General features: G+C 44.8%; 17 protein-coding genes. 6 read left to right on the forward strand and 11 right to left on the reverse strand.

Going from position 1 to position 18,089, the window contains the following annotated elements:
* Window positions 1–52: 52 nt before the first annotated feature.
* Window positions 53–1,192 (reverse strand): murein hydrolase activator EnvC family protein, encoded by a 1,140-nt coding sequence (locus H595_RS0105280; RefSeq protein ID WP_027670266.1) that lies wholly within the window; start codon window positions 1,190–1,192, stop codon window positions 53–55.
* Entirely contained in the window at window positions 1,193–2,737 is a 1,545-nt protein-coding gene (gene gpmM / locus H595_RS0105285) for a 2,3-bisphosphoglycerate-independent phosphoglycerate mutase (RefSeq protein ID WP_027670267.1), read from the reverse strand.
* A 166-nt stretch (window positions 2,738–2,903) separates the two neighbouring features.
* Between gpmM and H595_RS0105290 the strand changes: the two genes are divergently transcribed.
* From H595_RS0105290 to gpsA, 4 genes are read left to right on the forward strand one after another with little or no spacing between them, the layout of a single operon-like run.
* Complete coding sequence (locus H595_RS0105290; protein WP_027670268.1) at window positions 2,904–3,338, forward strand: rhodanese-like domain-containing protein; 435 nt, start codon at window positions 2,904–2,906, stop codon at window positions 3,336–3,338.
* 2 nt (window positions 3,339–3,340) lie between these two features.
* Entirely contained in the window at window positions 3,341–3,598 is a 258-nt protein-coding gene (grxC, locus tag H595_RS0105295) for a glutaredoxin 3 (RefSeq protein ID WP_027670269.1), read from the forward strand.
* Window positions 3,599–3,615: 17 nt separating this feature from the next.
* Window positions 3,616–4,104, forward strand: coding sequence for a protein-export chaperone SecB (secB, locus tag H595_RS0105300; protein WP_027670270.1), 489 nt, complete (start codon window positions 3,616–3,618; stop codon window positions 4,102–4,104).
* Between the two features lie 3 nt (window positions 4,105–4,107).
* On the forward strand, window positions 4,108–5,115 hold the full coding sequence (gene gpsA, locus H595_RS0105305; protein ID WP_027670271.1) for an NAD(P)H-dependent glycerol-3-phosphate dehydrogenase: 1,008 nt from the start codon (window positions 4,108–4,110) through the stop codon (window positions 5,113–5,115).
* A 1-nt stretch (window position 5,116) separates the two neighbouring features.
* Here gpsA and H595_RS0105310 read toward each other — a convergent pair whose 3' ends face one another.
* The 5 genes from H595_RS0105310 to H595_RS0105330 form a co-directional block, all read right to left on the reverse strand.
* Window positions 5,117–6,967: a putative bifunctional diguanylate cyclase/phosphodiesterase gene (locus tag H595_RS0105310; RefSeq protein ID WP_051219739.1), complete on the reverse strand. Its 1,851-nt coding sequence runs from the start codon at window positions 6,965–6,967 to the stop codon at window positions 5,117–5,119.
* Between the two features lie 84 nt (window positions 6,968–7,051).
* Window positions 7,052–7,519, reverse strand: a complete 468-nt coding sequence (gene trmL / locus H595_RS0105315) for a tRNA (uridine(34)/cytosine(34)/5-carboxymethylaminomethyluridine(34)-2'-O)-methyltransferase TrmL (protein ID WP_027670273.1) — start codon at window positions 7,517–7,519, stop codon at window positions 7,052–7,054.
* A 45-nt stretch (window positions 7,520–7,564) separates the two neighbouring features.
* Complete coding sequence (locus tag H595_RS0105320; protein WP_051219740.1) at window positions 7,565–8,569, reverse strand: alpha/beta fold hydrolase; 1,005 nt, start codon at window positions 8,567–8,569, stop codon at window positions 7,565–7,567.
* A gap of 34 nt (window positions 8,570–8,603) precedes the next feature.
* Window positions 8,604–9,968, reverse strand: coding sequence for an ATP-binding protein (locus H595_RS0105325; protein ID WP_027670275.1), 1,365 nt, complete (start codon window positions 9,966–9,968; stop codon window positions 8,604–8,606).
* Window positions 9,965–10,660 carry a response regulator transcription factor gene (locus H595_RS0105330; protein WP_027670276.1) on the reverse strand — a complete coding sequence of 232 codons (696 nt, stop codon included), beginning with the start codon at window positions 10,658–10,660 and terminating at the stop codon, window positions 9,965–9,967. Before H595_RS0105330 ends, H595_RS0105325 begins: the two co-directional genes overlap by 4 nt.
* A 136-nt stretch (window positions 10,661–10,796) precedes the next feature.
* On the opposite strand from H595_RS0105330, the gene H595_RS21645 reads away from it, so the two are divergent.
* Window positions 10,797–11,249 carry a Spy/CpxP family protein refolding chaperone gene (locus tag H595_RS21645; protein WP_051219741.1) on the forward strand — a complete coding sequence of 151 codons (453 nt, stop codon included), beginning with the start codon at window positions 10,797–10,799 and terminating at the stop codon, window positions 11,247–11,249.
* 24 nt (window positions 11,250–11,273) lie between these two features.
* On the opposite strand, the gene glnG is transcribed toward H595_RS21645, so the two are convergent.
* The 4 genes from glnG to glnA form a co-directional block, all read right to left on the reverse strand.
* Window positions 11,274–12,683 (reverse strand): nitrogen regulation protein NR(I), encoded by a 1,410-nt coding sequence (glnG, locus tag H595_RS0105340; protein ID WP_027670277.1) that lies wholly within the window; start codon window positions 12,681–12,683, stop codon window positions 11,274–11,276.
* 4 nt (window positions 12,684–12,687) lie between these two features.
* Complete coding sequence (gene glnL, locus H595_RS0105345; protein WP_156885923.1) at window positions 12,688–13,764, reverse strand: nitrogen regulation protein NR(II); 1,077 nt, start codon at window positions 13,762–13,764, stop codon at window positions 12,688–12,690.
* A gap of 78 nt (window positions 13,765–13,842) precedes the next feature.
* Window positions 13,843–14,361 (reverse strand): DUF4124 domain-containing protein, encoded by a 519-nt coding sequence (locus H595_RS0105350; RefSeq protein WP_027670279.1) that lies wholly within the window; start codon window positions 14,359–14,361, stop codon window positions 13,843–13,845.
* A 122-nt stretch (window positions 14,362–14,483) separates the two neighbouring features.
* A complete protein-coding gene (gene glnA, locus H595_RS0105355; RefSeq protein WP_027670280.1) occupies window positions 14,484–15,893 on the reverse strand; it encodes a glutamate--ammonia ligase in 1,410 nt (469 codons plus the stop codon).
* Window positions 15,894–16,239: 346 nt separating this feature from the next.
* Between glnA and typA the strand changes: the two genes are divergently transcribed.
* Window positions 16,240–18,072: a translational GTPase TypA gene (gene typA / locus H595_RS0105360; protein WP_027670281.1), complete on the forward strand. Its 1,833-nt coding sequence runs from the start codon at window positions 16,240–16,242 to the stop codon at window positions 18,070–18,072.
* Window positions 18,073–18,089: the final 17 nt, after the last annotated feature.

An 18,089-nucleotide genomic window follows, 5' to 3' on the forward strand; every position in this document is an offset into this window, starting at 1 on the left:
CGAAAATTATTGAAAAATTATATGCGCAACAGCGCTGCATTACATTAATTTTTTAACGCTTTATCTGTGCCAGCCATTGTAACGGATTTACCGCTTCGCCTTTATTTCTGATTTCAAAATACAAACCGGCTGACGCCTGTCCTCCACTCATACCAGCCAAAGCGATTGTTTCACCCGCAGTAATGGTTGTTCCTGGCTGTTTAAGCAGGTTTTGGTTATGACCATACAAACTCATAAAACCTGCACCATGGTCAAGGACGATAACCCAACCGTAGCCTTTGAGCCAGTCAGCATAGATAACCTGACCATCAGCAATAGCGGTAACGTCTCCGCCTTCTTTTGCCTGAATCAAAATGCCGCGTGAAGAAATACCGCCTTGTCGGTTCTCTCCAAATCGCTGTAACAAGCTACCGGTCACCGGCCAGGCTAACTGGCCTTTTTGTCGGTCTAACCCTGCTAACTCTCGGGTTTTTTCTGCCAATTTTTTCAGCTTGTCCAGCGTAGCTTGCAAGCTCGCTTCATTTTGGCGCAAGTAGTCGAGCTGGCGCCCTTGTTGCTGCAAGGTATCTTGTAGGCGTGACACGGCGAGTTTTTGCTCATTCTTTGCCGCAGTTAACTGTTGCTGTTGTTGTTGTAACGTCAGCAGAAGCACGGCCAGTTGCTGCTGTTTATCCGAAAGTTCGGCCAGCACTAATTCCAGTTGCGAGATGGTACTATTGAGCTCTGTCAGTTGTTGCATTCTGGCTCGGTTGAAGTACTGGTAATAGCTTAATACCCGCTCTAGTTTGCCAGCATCTTGCTGGTTGAGCAGCATTCTACTGTAATCATGCTGACCAAGGCTGTAGGCACTTTTTAATTGCGACCCGAGTAACTTCTGCTGTTGAAATAATTGCGATTCAAGTGTTTTCTGTTGATTAAGTAATTGCTGCTCTCGAGCTGTGAGCGCTTGTCGCTCTTGCTCTGTACGGAGGGTATTAGCTGATGCTTCAGCGAACGCCTTGTCTGATTGCTGAAGTTGTTGCTCTGCTTTGAGCAGCTGTTTTTTTTGTGTTTGGACCTGTTGTTCGGTTAACTGAATTTGTTGCTTAATATCAGCTAACTCTTTATCGCGCTGCTGTGCATTTGTCTCTAGTGGCATTAGCAATGCACCCAAAACGAGCGCCAGCAGCGACGTAGTTGATATTAGATGCATTTATTGGCACTGCATTAAGATTTTACCCGTCATTTCATCGGGAATGGGCAATCCCATCAGATGTAACATGGTTGGTGCAATATCACTTAAAATACCGCCATCTTTTACTGTTACCGGCCGGCCAACATAAATCAAGGGTACAGGGCCGCTAGTATGTGCAGTATGAGCTTGGCCTGATGTAGGATCTTGCATCATTTCAGCATTGCCATGATCTGCAGTAATAAGGCATTCACCACCTACCTGCTGTAATGCGTCAACGACACGACCAATACAATGATCTACTGCCTCAACTGCCCGAATGGCTGCACTCATTACGCCGGTATGACCAACCATATCACCGTTAGGGTAGTTACAGATAATCACGTCAAAACTACCGCCGTGAATAGCGTCAACCAGTTTATCAGTCAGTTCTGTTGAGTTCATTTCCGGTTGTAAGTCGTAAGTTGCGACTTTAGGAGAGTCAACTAAAATACGTTGTTCACCTTCAAACAATTGTTCACGCCCCCCGCTAAAAAAGAATGTGACGTGAGCATATTTTTCGGTTTCAGAAATGCGAAGTTGAGTTTTTTTATGTTTAGCCAGCCATTCCCCTAGCACATTGTCTAGACTGTGAGCAGGAAAAGCACAGGGCGCTTTTATATCCGCGGCATATTCTGTCAACATTACAAAGCTACTTAGGGCCGGACGGCGCTTACGACTAAAACCATCAAAAGCATCGTTAACAAATGTACGAGTTAACTGACGGGCGCGATCGGCACGGAAATTCATGAAAATGAGTGCGTCGCCATCATGCATCTGAACAGGAGAACCGTCGGCAGCAACGATGGCTGTGGCTTTAACAAATTCGTCGTTTTCATCACGCTGATACGCCATTTCAACAGCCTGGATCGCATCAGCAGCCTGAAACTGTGAAGTGCCTTGCGTTAGCAGGTCATACGCTTGTTGCACTCGATCCCAACGTTTGTCACGATCCATAGCAAAATACCGGCCAATAACGGATGCAATTTGTCCACTGCCGGTTTGATTAAAATGCGCTTGAATTTTCTCCAAAGAGGCTTTGGCGCTGCGAGGCGGTGTGTCACGGCCATCTAAAAACGCATGCAAGTATATTTTTTCCGCACCTTGTTGTTCCGCCAACTTTATCATCGCTAATAAATGGTCTTCATGACTGTGTACACCGCCAGCGGACAACAGACCCATAATGTGTAAAGCTGTATGTTGTTTTTTGGTTTTTGATACGGCGTCAAGTAGCACTGGATTGCTAAAAAAGTCTCCATCATCTATCGCTTTGGTAATGCGGGTAAAGTCCTGATATACCACCCTACCAGAGCCCAAATTAACATGACCGACTTCAGAATTGCCCATTTGCCCATCAGGTAAGCCTACATCAAGTCCAGAACCTGAAATTAAACTATGTGGGCAGGTTTGCCACAGCTTATCCATCACCGGCGTATTGGCTTGTGCAATCGCATTATTGCTGACATCTTCCCGATAGCCCCAGCCATCCAGAATTAATAACACCAAAGGTTTTTTGCGACTGGTCATGTAAACTCCATTGATATATGAGTAGGCAAAATTGAGTTGCTATCTTACCGAAATCTGCACAATTCTCCAGCCCTGTTAGAATACGTAAGCCCATTCAGGGCTGCTTTATGTAATGAAACTGAGTATACTCAGCGCTGGTAATTTATGAGCCAGAAGCAGAGAGAATATGCAGCAGTATATAGAGTTCTTAACGAATCATCCGATCTTAAGCGCGGTCTGGGTGGTGTTATTCGTCATGTTAATAGGCAGTTGGCTGAAATCACAGTTTTCTGCTATTAAACAAGTCAGTCCAACGGAGTTAACTTTACAGGTTAATCGGCTTAACGCTGTAGTGGTTGATATTAGAGCAGAAGCAGACTTCAACAAGGGCCACATTACCGCGGCTCGGCATATACCAATAGCGGATATTGAAAAACAGCAACTGGCTGGCCTTGAAAAGTGTAAAGCTGAACCCATTATCATTGTATGCCAGGCTGGCATGTCTGCTCAAAAAGCGGCAAACAGTTTGCTAAAGCAAGGTTTTAGCACGGTATCCGTTCTTCAGGGCGGGATGAGTAGTTGGACCGGTGCCAGCTTGCCAGTTGTAAAATCAAAGAGGTAATGATGTCGAAAGTGACTATTTACACTAAAGCCTATTGTCCTTATTGTGTGCGCGCAAAGCACGTATTGGATTCTAAAGGTGTTGGCTATCATGAAATTCGTATTGACGAGCAGCCTGAGCTACGCCCAGAAATGATAGCGCTAGCCGGTGGAAAAAGTACCGTACCGCAAATATTTGTCGGTTCACGCCATATTGGTGGTTGTGACGATATGTTATCTCTAGATGCCAATGGACAACTCGATCCTTTATTAAATTTATAATTACAGTAGGTATTATCATGGCCGAACAACAAGCAAACGGCGTTGCAACGGAGCAGCAAGGTTTACAATTCGCAATACAACGCATTTTTGTTAAAGATATTTCCTTTGAAGCGCCTAATGCTCCGGCAATATTTCGCAAAGAATGGAAACCGGAAGTTAAGCTGGATTTAGATACACGCAGTGAAAAGCTTGAAGAAAATGTGTATCAGGTGATACTGTCATTGACAGTTACCACAACAGTTGAAGGCGAGACAGCGTTCTTGTGTGAAGTGCAGCAAGCTGGCATATTCTCAATCGGAGCTTTGGAAGACGCGCAATTGGCTCATGTGCTGGCGTCATTTTGTCCAAACACCCTGTTTCCATATGCACGTGAAGCGGTGTCTAATTTAGTTAATCGCGGTACCTTCCCACAATTGAATTTGTCACCAGTTAACTTTGATGCATTATTTGCGCAGTACGTTCAGCAGCGTCAGGCTGATGCACAAGGCGTTAAGGCAGACGCGTAAGCGATGCTGCCTTCAGCTATCGCTGTAATAGGGGCAGGCTCCTATGGAACTGCCCTTGCTATTTGCCTCGCCAGAAACGGAAATACGATAAGCTTGTGGGGCCGCAACGAGCAAGATATGGTACAGATGGCGCAGCAGCGTCTTAATCAAAAATACTTACCAGATATTGTATTACCTGATTCGCTACAGGTTAGTGCTGACCTTGCAGAAACCGTCGGTAGCAGTCGTGATATTTTGTTGGTAGTACCCAGCCATGCATTTGCTGAAACCTTAGTTCAAATTAAACCTTACTTATCTAAAAATGCCCGTGTAGCCTGGGCTACAAAAGGACTTGAGCCTGAGACAGGTCGTTTGCTGCAGGACGTGGCACGCGATATTCTGGGTGAAGAGGTATCGCTTGCGGTATTTTCCGGTCCTACGTTTGCTAAAGAAATGGCGATGGGGATGCCGACTGCGATTTCTTTATCATCCACTGACGCTGAGTTTATTACGCAATTGTCTGACTTGTTGCATTGTGCCAAAAGTTTCCGGGTGTATACCAACCCCGATTTTATAGGTGTGCAACTTGGTGGTGCTGTTAAAAACGTCATTGCTATTGGTGCCGGTATGGCAGACGGTATAGGTTTTGGTGCCAATGCTCGTACTGCATTAATTACTCGGGGGTTAACCGAAATGTGCCGGCTTGGTTGTGCATTGGGCGCTAAGAAAGACACTTTTATGGGAATGGCTGGACTTGGTGACCTTGTACTCACGTGCACTGATAATCAGTCGCGCAATCGTCGCTTTGGTTTACTGCTTGGGCAAGGGAAAGCCGTCGATGTTGCCATGCAGAGTATTGGACAGGTTGTGGAAGGTTATCGTAATGCCAAGGAAGTGTTTAATTTAGCGCAACGTGTTGGCGTTGAAATGCCAATAACTGAACAAATATACCAGGTGCTATACCAAGGTAAAGATGTCAAATTAGCTGCATTAGATTTACTTGGTAGAGAAAAGCGTGATGAAGTTAATTAATTTAGTTTATCGCCTTTCGTAGCAGTTTATTCTCTTTTGCCAGCAAAGCAGGGATCTCACTTGCTGGCAGAGCTTTACTAAACAAGTGCCCTTGTAAAATGTCACATCCCATAACATGTAATAAGTACGCTTGCATTTCGTTTTCTATGCCGGTGGAAATGACATCCAACTGTAAGTAGGATGCAAGGCGAATTAACGTCGCTGTGAGGTTGCGTTGTTGTTCATTGTGTTCCATGTTCTGAATATATTCAGGTGAAATCTTTAAGCTGTGTAAAGGGTAATTACGTAATACCGACAACGATGAAATGCCAGCACCAAAATTATCCAATGTTAGATGAAATCCGATTTTAGCTAGGTTTTGCAGTGTACTAAGGGTATTTGCATCTGATTGCAGTAAAATGTCTTCGTGCAGCTCAAGCTCAAATTGCTCAGCTTTTAGATCGGTCACGCTGAGTTGTTGAGTGAGTGTTGATACAAAGTCAGGTTGACTGAAACTGAAATTAGAAATATTTAGCGCAATTCTGCCTCTATCCAGCCCAGTTTTTTGCCAATATTGTAGTTGTTGACAGCACTTTTTAAACACTAACTTATCTAAATCGGCGATCATTCCCGTTTCGTCCGCCAACGCCATAAAGTACTGAGGTAGCAACACACCGCGTTTGGGATTATGCCAGCGTAACAACGCTTCGTAGCCGATAACCCTGTTGCTACCAATACTCATTCGTGGTTGGTAATAGACGTCAAATTCACCTTGCAACATGGCTTTCTTCAGCTCTAATTCTAGCAGTCTGAACTCAGGAGCCCGCTGCTGAAATTTGCTATTGGCAAATTGCAAGCCGCTGTGTCCTAACCTTGCGATATTAGATAACGCTGTACTTGCAGCTAAAAGAAGTTCAGCAGGTTCCTTGCCGTCCAGCGGATAAATACTAATCCCTATCAGCGGTTGTAATGAAATATTATTTCTGGTTTCTGTTACCTTAGCCGGCAATAAAAGCATTTTTTGCGTTAACCTGTTTAGTTGGACTTCCAATTGGACATGGCATAGATGCGGTGGTATGACGATAGCAAAAGTGTCGTTGCTATATCGCGCAAGTATATGACCATCAGGGATGATTTTTTGCAGCTGACGACTAAGTTCCGCAATGATATCTGACAAAAAAAGTACAGGTTTTACGCCATCGGCGTTCAAAAGTTGATTGAACTTCAGTAATAGCAAAGCAAATGTTGGATTTTGATTGTTACTAAAACTAGCACAGGTGTGCAGATACTCACTTAAGGTATTTCGGTTAATTAAGCCAGTCTGATTATCACGAAGGCTGCCGCTTTGTGTATCTCCGGCTGTTTGGGTCAATGAACAAAGTTCCCGTCCTATAAGCAGATAACTGGGTGGCGTTTGCTGAAGTCGTGTTATCGCGACTGATAGCATTGAGCTCGCTTCACTATTTGCTGTCTTCAACCAGGCTTCTCCGTGCCAGTTTGCGGTTAAATTAAGTTTTGGTAACAGTAATTGCGAGCCGTCTTTATCTAAATATAACGGTAATCTTTTAGCTGGCGTAACTGCAGTACCGCAATATGTGGCAAGCCGTGGGTTAATATAAATAGGCAACAAATTTTGATCTAAGATAGCAATTGCATCATCTGAATGTTGCAAGAAGCCTTGTAGAGTTTGCTGTTGTTCTATAACTAGCTGATTACGATGCTGTAATTTTCGGTTGTATAACGTTAACGACAACACCAGAATGATGAGTACAGCAAATGGTAAGCTTGTATACACATCGAAATCAACGGCATCGGCAAAAGAAGGTACAGAAAAAAAAGAAGCAGCAATAAGCAACCAACGTGACAGTGGCATAGTGAACGACATCCATGTTATCTAGTTCAACGCCTTTAAATATAGTTGTACTGAATGCTTTTATGCAAATAAGATATTAGCGTTTCAAGCTCTCGCGCCAGCATAATCCAGCTGACGCCATGATTCGTATACAAAAACAGCAACAGCATTGGATAAATTCATTGAACGGCTATTTGCTGTCATAGGGATCCTTAGCCAATGAGGCTGTGGTAATTGTTGCAGCACTTCTAAAGGTAAACCACGGCTTTCAGGGCCAAAAATCAGTGCGTCTCCTGCAGTGTAGAGTACATCACTATGTTTAGTGTGGCCTTTAGTTGTACAGGCAAACATTCTGCTTGGTGCCACGTTGGTAACAAAGTCGTCAAAACTCTTATGTCGTTGTACCTGAGCAAATTCATGATAGTCTAGTCCGGCACGTTTAATGCGTTTGTCGTCCCATGCAAACCCTAGCGGCTCGATTAAATGTAGCATGTAGCCAGTATTGGCGCATAAACGGATAATATTTCCGGTGTTGGGCGGTATTTCAGGTTCAAACAAGACAACATGCAGCATAAAAACTCCAAAGTGATGAAGGTGCATTGTAACAAATCACTTAGCCTAAGACAGCTGTGCCAGAAAGCTATTGATAGCGTTTATTGCGTCATGACGAATGTTGTCTTGTTCCATAAATATTTCGTGCTTGGCATCCTGAAGGGTAACTTTATGGTGCAAAACTTCTGGATGTAGTTGTTCAAACCATTTATTTTGTGCGTAATTACTCACTACTTTATCAGCTCCCGCTTGCAAAATGAGTACCGGCAGGTGCCAATTTCCTGCCTCACGTTGTAGTTGCCGCATGGCGTGAACAGCAGCATAGACCCAGGTTGAAGTAACACCACCAAGACGTGATTTTGGCTGTTCCCGATACAGTTGCTGTGTCCAGTGATAGCGTGCTTCACAGTTGGTCAGCGGGTTGTTGGCAAACGCTTTTTCCGTGTAATCAGCTTGCCCCGGAAAGTACCATGATTGCTGACTTATATTTCTGTTTATTGCACCAAATGCGAGCGCTAGGCTTTCTGCAAGGCTTGCTGGCACAAGACCGGTATAAATACCGAACATTGGTGAGGCCAATATGGCGGCACAAAAAGGGTGAGGGTGCGTTTGCAGGTACCCTGCCAGTATGGCGCAGCCCATAGAATGGCCCAAAGCAATGTGGTTTTGGTGCTCACTTGGCAACACGACCTGATGGATAAACTGGGCAAAATCCTGTTGATACACGCTAAAGTCGCTGACATAGCCTTTATCAGGGTTTGCCAGTTCACGTTGTGACAAGCCTTGACCACGATGATCCATAATAAACACGCTGTAACCTGCGTGAACTAGCTCGGCACTGAGCTCTGCATATTTTTGTGCCATTTCCATACGACCACTGCTAATGACTATGGCGTTACGTGCATTGGGTACCCGATAAAAATAGTATTGCAAAGTTAGCCTGTCAGCACTTATAAGCACACCGCTTTGCATGCTCTGCCAAAATAGTTTTAGATCGGTTTGCCAATGACCGGCGATATCGCTATCGCCTAATCGTGCACTAATTGGCTGAAATACAGCAGAACTTTTCATAAAAGCTTAAACCTGAGCGGGCTAATTGTTCGGGCTAGTTTACTGGTAACTGTAAACTGATACAAAGCCCACCTTTGTCAAGATTGCTTGCATTCACCTTTCCTCCATGCTGGCGAATAATTTGCGCCACAATGGCAAGCCCAAGCCCTGTTCCGCCTGCTTCGGGAGTACGGCTATCAGATACCCGATAGAAGGGTTCAAAAATAGCGTGCAGTTGCTCTTGCGCAATTCCTGCCCCTTGATCGCAAATTGTGATATCTAACACTTGCCCGTGCTGTTGTAGCAGACAACTGATAATACTTTGTACTGGACTATATTTAATTGCATTTCGCAACACATTCTCTATTGCTCTTGCCAGTAAGCGACTGTCAGCACTAATCGTTATAGGTGTTGTTGTCTTCAACACAATACTTTGCTGTTTCGCATCGGCTTCCACCTGATTAACATCAATTATTTCAGCGAGTAACTCAGTTAAATCAAACCGTTGTTTATCTAATTGATATTGTCCTGCATCCAGCTTACTAAAGGTTAATAGCTCATCGAGCATCGAATCTAGCCGATCTAACTCTTGCTTTAGTCTGGGCATTTGCGTCAGGGTTTGTTGTCTTTCGGTTAATCCCAACGCAAGTTGGGCACGTGCAAGCGGAGATCTTAGCTCATGTGAAATATCGCGCAGCAAACGCTGCTGGTTAGTCAGTAGCGTACTGATGCGCTCCGCCATAGTGTTGAAGCTAATGCCAAGTTGTCCCAGCTCGTCTTTACGCTTGCTTAGATGGGTTACTCGGCTGTCAAGTTTACCGTCGGCTAGCTGTAGCGTGCTTTGCAATAGCTCTCGCAGAGGCCGCGAAATTGATACCGCAAGAACAAAACTTGCAACGGCAGAAATAACAAGCGTAATAAGCAACAGAACATGCTGGGGTATTTGGTTTAATCGCCACCAGGGCTGAGGCGGGCGTTGGCGTTTTTGATACAAGGCTACGTTATCAGTTCCCACTTTAAGCATAAATGGACCGGCAAGCGATGTATTATGGTGTTTCAGCCAGCGAGGCCTGGAAAGCAGCGACAACTCGGTGAGCCAGTGTTGATCAAAATCTGCTGGTAGCAGTTCAGGTGTCAACACCGTATTGTTATCGGCATTGACTAACAACCAACGTTCCGGTTGAGCTTGTTGTAGTTTGGCGAGCAATTCACCAGTGCTTTTGCTTCTGGAAAATGGCTGAATTTGATGCTGCAGTTGTTCAATAATACTATGTGGCAGACGGCGTATTTCTGTTTGCTCTACCAAGGTACGAGACAATGCCAGAGTGCCAAATACCGCAATAAGTAGTACCAGCCAAAACCAGAGAAATATTCTGCCAGCCAGATAGTGAAATGGATTTAGCCGTAATAACCAGTTCATGCATCCCCTTGAATAAATAGATAACCCGTACCACGCAAGGTTTGAATTTTCTCATGGCTGCTGTAGGGGGCAATTTTCTTGCGAATATTGCTGATATGCATATCCAGACTTCGGTCGTACATTTGCAGCCTTTTCCCCAGCACAGCCCGGCTTAATTCATCTTTGCTAACAACGTCGCCGGCCCGACGCATTAACATTTCCAATAATTGAAATTCGGTAGCAGTCAGGTTGATCACTTCATCGTTACAGCATAGTTGGCGATTATGTGGGTTGAGTACTAGCTCATTTAAATGCAGTACGCTATTTAGGTCCGCCGGTTGCTCTCGGGTAAGCTCCACTCGGCGCAGTATCGCTTTAATACGTGCAACTAATTCTCTGGGGTTAAACGGCTTTGCGAGATAATCATCTGCACCCAGTTCAAGCCCGACTATTCGGTCAACTTCATCCCCCCGGGCTGTCAACATCAATACTGGGCAGTAATTGTTTACACGCAATGTTTTAAGCACACTCAAGCCGTCCATACCCGGTAACATGATATCGAGCAGGATAAGTTCGAACGCTCCGTTTTGAGCTAGCTCCAGACCATGTTTCCCATCATGGGCGGCAGTAAACTGGTACCCATCGAGTGCGAGATATTGTGCCACCAAGTCGCATAGGCCAGTGTCGTCATCTATCATCAGAATTGCAGGCATAACCACTCCTTATTTACGCTAAGTTTACCCAATGTCTGTGCGCAGCAATACACCTTTACGGAATCTTTACCTGGCCTTTGCGCTGCTTTGCAATTGATCTTTTATCCTTAAGTTGTCTAAACAGAGGGAGTATCTTATGAAAGTATCTAAGTTAATTTGTGCAGTAAGTTTGATTGTTGCCACGACGTTGTCGGGTGCGGCTTTGGCGCACGAGCATAAAGGCGGGCGGCATGATGCCCAACCGCACGTTTCGTTAAAGCATATGTTGTCAGGGGTAGAACTGACAGATAGCCAGCGTGAACAAATTAAACAATTGCTGCAACAGCATCGTCAGGAGGTTAAGCCACAGCAGCAAGAACTCGCAGCTCATCAGGCACTTCAACGTTTATTACTTGAAGAGCAATATGATGAGCTAGCTGCACGGGAATTGTTGCAGCAACTTCAGCAACAGCAAGTTGAAAAGCGTCTGGCGACATTTAAACTGCAACATCAAATAGTGCAGTTGTTAACCGAAGAACAGCAAGAGCAACTAAAACAAAAGCAAATACGCAGGCAGAATAAAACTCAGCGGCAACACGAAACTTCTTAGTCGCCAAATAGCGGGCCTAGCCCGCTATTCTATATCCAGCTCTTTAAGTTTACGAGTGAGTGTATTTCGGCCCCAGCCTAGCCGTTTAGCCGCTTCTTGCTTGTGGCCATGTGTAAACTTCAGCGCTTGTTCCAGCACGGTGCGTTCAAACTCTGGGCCTGCCTCAGCTAAGATGTTTTCTTCGCCGGTATTGAGCTTATGGCTGACCCATAACGCCAGCAAATCTTGCCAGCTCCCAGCGCGGCCGTTAGCAGGCATGGGCGTGGATTTCGGTGGTGCAGTAAGCTCAGGAGGAAGGTCTGTAACCAGAATGTGTTTCCCGCTTGCCATAACCGTAAGCCAGCGACAGGTATTTTCCAACTGCCTAACATTTCCGGGCCAATCAAGTTGGCTTAAAAACTGCTCTGCTTCTTTTGTTAAGGTTTTGGCTTCAACATTTAGCTCTTTGGCGGCCTGAAGCAGAAAATGTTGTGCGAGTTTAGCAATATCTTGCTTGCGCTCTTTTAACTGTGGTAAATGCACCCTAATCACATTGAGACGGTGAAATAAGTCCTCGCGAAACTTACCTTCACTGACCAGTTGTTCTAAATTTTGGTGCGTAGCGGCGATAATACGAACATCAACGCCAATCGCCTGATGTCCACCTACGCGATAAAATTGTCCGTCTGCTAACACGCGTAACAAACGTGTTTGCACATCTAATGGCATGTCGCCAATTTCATCCAAAAACAAAGTGCCGCCATCAGCTTGCTCAAAACGACCTTTGCGCAAGTTATTTGCACCAGTAAAGGCACCCTTTTCATGACCGAATAACTCCGACTCAATTAAATCTTTAGGTATTGCAGCCATGTTTAGAGCAATAAAAGGAAGCTCTGCACGCGGGCTATGTTTGTGCAGGGCGCCGGCAACCAGTTCTTTACCTGTACCTGACTGACCATTGATTAACACGCTGATACTTGAGCGAGCTAAGCGGCCAATAGCCCGAAACACTTCTTGCATTGCAGGAGCTTCGCCAATAATTTCTGGCGACAGTGTAGGCGCAATGGCTTTTTGTTTTGGCTGGCGGGCTTGTGCATGTTCCAACGCGCGACTGATAATAGCTACCGCATCGTTGACATCAAAGGGTTTAGGCAGGTACTCGAAAGCTCCGCGTTTGAACGCGTTAACCGCACTATCCAGATCCGAATGTGCTGTCATTATAATGACAGGAAGTTCAGGCGCCAGTTGCTGTAACTTGGTGAGTAATGCCATGCCATCAGTGCCGGGCATACGAATGTCTGAAACTACTACTGCCGGTTGATCATATTCCAGTCGCTGTAACATTAAATCCGCTGACGCATAGCTCTCACATAAAATATCCGCTCGTGCCAGTGCTTTTTCCAAAACCCAGCGGATAGAATTGTCGTCATCGATAATCCAAACGGTATGACTCATTAGTTCAATCCTCCGTGTCTGCGATTGGCAGATATAAGGTAAATTCGGTGTGGCCTGGCCAACTGTCACAGTCTATCCAGCCACCATGTTGATGAATAAGGGTTTGAGCAATCGATAATCCAAGGCCGGTACCACCGGCTTTGCCACTCACCATGGGGTAAAATAAGGTATCTTTAATCTCATTTGGAATGCCAGGGCCATTGTCGATAACACGGACTAAAGCCACCAACTTATAGCGTTTGCCATGCAAGGTGTGCTGATGTAAAACGCGGCTTTGCAAGCTAATGACTGCGTGTTCTGTCTGCTCTAAAGCATATTGTGCGTTACGCACGATGTTAAGCAACGCTTGCTGGAGCAACTCGGGATCAAACGGAAAGTCAGGAATACTGGGGTCGTAGTCACGGTTAAACTGCACTAAACCGTGATTATCCATTAATGCAAGTTGGCGTACCTGCTCAATCATTTGATGTAAATTACTACTGACACGTTGTGCAGGTTTATAGGGGCCAAGTAAACGGTCGACTAAATTTCTCAATCGATCTGCCTGAGCAATGATTAGCTGGGTGTATTCCTTTAAATCGTCAGGTAAAGACTCTTCCAATAATTGTGCAGCACCGCGCAAGCCACCGAGTGGATTTTTTATTTCATGAGCCAGCCCTCGAATGAGTTCGCGCGCAGCCAGATGCTGATGTTGTTGCAGGCTTTCTAAACTAATTTTACGCTGCTGGTCGACATGGCGTATTTCAAGTAACAGGTGCTCAGAAGGATTTTCACTAATGGTAACTGAAATATCGAGTAATAAATGCCGACCATCGGCAAGCACAGCTTGTACGTCGCTGACACCAAAACCCTGTTTACTGTTTAGTGCGCTGTGAAAATGTGCCGCCGTTATATCGATATGCTGAAACAGCTCGGGGAAGTATTGCTCTGAAAGCCGTTTTTCACCCAAACTCAACACGGCGCAACAAGCCGTATTAAAATAACGAATACGTAGTTGAGTATCCAACAGCATAATTGCTGTGGTTAGTTGTTCTGTAATATGCGCATATAATTGCGCTGTTTCAATTGGAGGTTGCGTCACTGTCTCACCTTTTGCACCAAGTTGGTGCGCATGGTGAGCAGTGTAATTCAGTTTAGGCTGAATTGCATGGCATACGCACTAATTTGGTGAGATTACCGAGGTTCTATGCAAATAGAAGGTCGTTACAGGACTTGTTGCAATAAGCTTGCCGTTTTGATCAAAAAGCTCCATTTGTAGTTTATGCTCGCCACGCTCCACATCTCGCAGAATAAAAACAGCATTGCTTTGTGGCTCAGCCTGGGCGACACCATCAACAAGCAAGCGTACACGCAAACCACGTTCAAACATTGGGCTAATTTTACCCGTTACGTAAACTGAACCCGTATTATCTCGCACGGTTGCTTGTTCTTCTGGTTGAGCAATTTCAACAGTGAATGGCTCTTTTACTGGTTGTTTTTTTCCAGGTAGTGTTGCATCGGTAGAAGCCATGACGTTTGCACGACTTGATAAAGAGACTTCTTCAGCGCCAGCCTGTGGGCTATCAGAAAAAACCATAACACCGTTAGCATCCCTGGTAACAAATACTTTTTTTGCTTCTTGCGCCTGAGCACAAGGTATAGCTAGTAAAAATATTAAAATAAACAATACTTTATTCATGCACTTATCCGTTTACGCGTTATTTTATTATTGTTATTCCATAATTATACTCTAGCTTGGTTTGCGTTAATTTTCTACAAAAAAAAAGCTCACCTTAGTGAGCTTTTATCAATAATTAATGCTTATACGCTGTAGTACAATTCGAATTCTAATGGATGAACAGCTACTGCCACTCGACGTGCTTCAGCGCGTTTAATGTCAATATATGCATCAATCATCGCATCAGACATTACGCCACCTTTAGTAAATATTGCACGGTGTTTATCCAGCTCATTAAGTGCTTCATCCAACGAAGTAGATACTTGAGGAATGTTTGCAGCTTCTTCCGCTGGTAAGTCGTACAAATCTTTATCCATGGCGTCGCCTGGATGGATCTTGTTTTGGATCCCGTCCAAACCGGCCATCAACTGGGCAGTAAACGCCAGGTAAGGGTTAGCTGCAGGATCAGGGAAGCGGCATTCAATACGACGCGCTTTAGCACTTGGCACTAAAGGAATACGGATAGATGCAGAACGGTTACGTGCTGAATAAGCCAACATTACCGGTGCTTCAAAATGAGGCACTAAACGTTTGTATGAATTCGTTGAGGGGTTAGTGAAAGCGTTAATGGCTTTTGCATGCTTAATAATACCGCCAATATAGTAAAGCGCTATTTCTGACAAACCTGCATACTTATCACCGGCAAACAGGTTGACGCCATCTTTTGCCAATGATTGGTGACAGTGCATACCTGAACCGTTATCACCTACAAGTGGTTTTGGCATAAACGTAACTGTCTTACCGTACAAGTGTGCCACGTTGTGAATAACGTATTTAAGCTGCTGAACTTCATCTGCTTTTTTAGTTAAGCTATTAAACTTAGTTGCAATTTCATTCTGACCTGCTGTTGCTACTTCATGGTGATGCGCTTCAACAGTTTGGCCCATCTCCTCCAGTACCATACACATCGCGCTGCGGATGTCGTGGCCTGAGTCTACCGGAGGCAGCGGAAAGTATCCGCCTTTCACGCTTGGACGATGGCCTTTATTGCCATCTTCATAACTAGTACCTGAGTTCCAGGCCGCTTCAGTAGAGTTAATTTTGAAGAATGAACCTGACATTGTTGTTTCAAAGCGAATGTCGTCAAACATAAAAAACTCTGGTTCTGGGCCAAATAGCACAGTGTCGGCGATACCAGTAGATTTCAAATATTCTTCTGCACGCTTTGCAATAGATCGTGGGTCACGGTCGTAGCCTTGCATTGTGCTGGGTTCAATAACGTCACAGGTAATGTTTAAAGTAGTTTCTTCAAAGAACGGATCCAAAATAGCGGTTGATGCATCTGGCATCAGGATCATGTCTGAATCGTTAATACCTTTCCAACCAGTAATAGAAGAGCCATCAAACATTTTGCCGTCTTCAAAGAAGTCTTCATTTATTTGATTCGCAGGAACAGTAACGTGCTGCTCTTTACCTTTTGTGTCGGTAAAGCGTAAATCTACAAATTTAACTTCATTTTCTTTCATTAAACTCAGTACAGATGATGCAGACATGCATTCCTCCAATTAATCTGTTTTGAACTTATATAGCGGTATTGCCCTAATAAATGCCAGATACATGCCAAACATTTAAATTATTGATATTTAACGACATATTTAAAGTTGCTTACTTATTAAAACATCCTAAAGCACCAAAGTGGTGCGCTGTTGCCGCTTTGTGGTGCACCGCTGGCAGGTGTAAGTGTAGATGTTGTTTTCCCTTTAGATAAAAAAAATTGCCGAAAGTGCAGTTGCTGTTTTTCTTTCCATGTAAAAACAGAGTAGAATATGCGCCCTTAAGTTTGAGTTAGTTTTGCCTGGTGGTCATTACGGTCATCTAGTGCCACAGAGGATAGTTTACATGAGCGTTACTGCGACAAATTTAGACAAGCTGCGCAACGTTGCCATTATTGCGCACGTTGACCATGGTAAAACCACTTTGGTTGACAAACTGCTGCAGCAGTCTGGCACCTTCGACGCCCGCGCGAAGTTACAAGAGCGTGTGATGGACTCGAACGCACAGGAATCTGAGCGCGGTATAACTATCCTGGCGAAGAATACTTCGGTGCGCTGGAACGGTTACCACATTAATATTTTGGATACACCAGGCCACGCCGATTTCGGCGGTGAAGTTGAGCGTGTATTATCAATGGCTGACTCGGTATTATTGCTGGTTGACGCTGTTGACGGCCCAATGCCACAAACGCGTTTTGTAACGCAAAAAGCGTTCGCGCACGGTTTAAAGCCAATCGTTGTTGTTAACAAAATTGACCGTCCTGGTGCTCGCCCGGATTGGGTTATCGATCAAGTATTTGATCTTTTCGACAACTTAGGTGCCACTGACGAGCAGTTAGATTTCCCAATTGTTTACGCTTCAGCGTTAAATGGCTGGGCAACGTTAGATTACAACGAGCCAAAAACAGACATCACTGAGTTATTTCAGGCGATTGTTGATCACGTTGCGCCACCTGCAGTTGAGCTTAACGGTGAAACGCAGTTGCAAGTATCTCAGCTGGATTACTCTAGCTACCTGGGTATTATCGGTATCGGCCGAATCAAACGTGGCGCGCTAAAGCCAAACCAGCAGGTTACTATTGTTGGTGCTGATGGTTCTAAGCGTAACGGTAAAGTTGGTCAGGTTTTTGGCTACCTTGGTTTAGAGCGTGTTGAAACTGATGAAGCCAGCGCGGGTGACATTGTCGCGTTCACTGGTTTAGGTGAGCTGAAAATATCTGACACCATTTGTGCTACAACCAAAGTTGAAGCATTGCCTGCATTACAGGTTGATGAGCCAACAGTAACAATGACGTTCCAGGTTAATACTTCTCCATTTGCAGGTAAAGAGGGTAAGTTTGTTACGTCACGCCAGATTTTAGAGCGTTTGAACAACGAATTAAAACACAACGTTGCTTTACGCGTTGAGGAAACTGATGACGGCGATAAATTTAAAGTATCTGGTCGTGGTGAACTACACTTGGGCGTATTAATTGAAAACATGCGTCGTGAAGGCTTCGAATTAGCGGTATCGCGTCCTGAAGTAATCATGAAAGTGGTTGATGGCGCGAAAATGGAACCAATGGAAAACGTTACCATTGACTGTGAAGAGCAAAACCAGGGTTCTATCATGGAGCGCATGGGCGAGCGTAAGGCTGAAATGACTAACATGCAGCCAGACGGTAAAGGCCGGATCCGGATGGATTTCTTAATGCCTAGCCGTGGTTTAATTGGTTTCCGTACCGAGTTTATGACTATCACCTCAGGTACAGGCTTGATGTATCATAGCTTCGATCATTACGGCCCGCACAAGGGCGGTACAATTGGCCAGCGTATGAACGGCGTGATGATTTCAAACGCTATGGGTAAAGCGGCAGGTTATGCCATTTTCTCACTGCAAGAACGGGGGCGCATGTTCATCGGTCATGCGGAAGAAGTGTACGAAGGCCAGATTATTGGTATTCATAGCCGCAGTAACGACCTTACGGTTAACTGTCTAAAAGGTAAGCAATTAACTAACGTTCGTGCCTCAGGTACTGACGAAGCAATAAACTTAGTTCCACCAATCCGCTACGCGCTGGAGCAGGCACTAGAGTTTATTGATGACGACGAATTGGTAGAAGTTACACCTAAATCTATCCGTATTCGTAAGCGTCATTTAACTGAAAATGATCGTAAGCGTGCCAGCCGCGGCGTTTAATATCGTATAAGCATAAA

This window comes from Rheinheimera baltica DSM 14885, assembly GCF_000425345.1.
GTDB classification, from domain to species: Bacteria; Pseudomonadota; Gammaproteobacteria; order Enterobacterales; family Alteromonadaceae; genus Alishewanella; species Alishewanella baltica.

Excerpts from the sequence above, each read along its gene's own strand:
- H595_RS0105280 (WP_027670266.1), bottom strand. The coding sequence starts at position 1,192 with ATGCATCTAATATCAACTACGTCGCTGCTGGCGCTCGTTTTGGGTGCA.
- gpmM (WP_027670267.1), bottom strand. The coding sequence starts at position 2,737 with ATGACCAGTCGCAAAAAACCTTTGGTGTTATTAATTCTGGATGGCTGG.
- H595_RS0105325 (WP_027670275.1), bottom strand. The coding sequence starts at position 9,968 with ATGAACTGGTTATTACGGCTAAATCCATTTCACTATCTGGCTGGCAGA.
- grxC (WP_027670269.1), top strand. The coding sequence starts at position 3,341 with ATGTCGAAAGTGACTATTTACACTAAAGCCTATTGTCCTTATTGTGTG.
- secB (WP_027670270.1), top strand. The coding sequence starts at position 3,616 with ATGGCCGAACAACAAGCAAACGGCGTTGCAACGGAGCAGCAAGGTTTA.
- H595_RS0105310 (WP_051219739.1), bottom strand. The coding sequence starts at position 6,967 with ATGCCACTGTCACGTTGGTTGCTTATTGCTGCTTCTTTTTTTTCTGTA.
- H595_RS0105320 (WP_051219740.1), bottom strand. The coding sequence starts at position 8,569 with ATGAAAAGTTCTGCTGTATTTCAGCCAATTAGTGCACGATTAGGCGAT.
- H595_RS0105350 (WP_027670279.1), bottom strand. The coding sequence starts at position 14,361 with ATGAATAAAGTATTGTTTATTTTAATATTTTTACTAGCTATACCTTGT.
- glnG (WP_027670277.1), bottom strand. The coding sequence starts at position 12,683 with ATGAGTCATACCGTTTGGATTATCGATGACGACAATTCTATCCGCTGG.
- typA (WP_027670281.1), top strand. The coding sequence starts at position 16,240 with ATGAGCGTTACTGCGACAAATTTAGACAAGCTGCGCAACGTTGCCATT.
- H595_RS0105330 (WP_027670276.1), bottom strand. The coding sequence starts at position 10,660 with ATGCCTGCAATTCTGATGATAGATGACGACACTGGCCTATGCGACTTG.
- trmL (WP_027670273.1), bottom strand. The coding sequence starts at position 7,519 with ATGCTGCATGTTGTCTTGTTTGAACCTGAAATACCGCCCAACACCGGA.
- glnA (WP_027670280.1), bottom strand. The coding sequence starts at position 15,893 with ATGTCTGCATCATCTGTACTGAGTTTAATGAAAGAAAATGAAGTTAAA.
- H595_RS0105290 (WP_027670268.1), top strand. The coding sequence starts at position 2,904 with ATGCAGCAGTATATAGAGTTCTTAACGAATCATCCGATCTTAAGCGCG.
- gpsA (WP_027670271.1), top strand. The coding sequence starts at position 4,108 with ATGCTGCCTTCAGCTATCGCTGTAATAGGGGCAGGCTCCTATGGAACT.
- H595_RS21645 (WP_051219741.1), top strand. The coding sequence starts at position 10,797 with ATGAAAGTATCTAAGTTAATTTGTGCAGTAAGTTTGATTGTTGCCACG.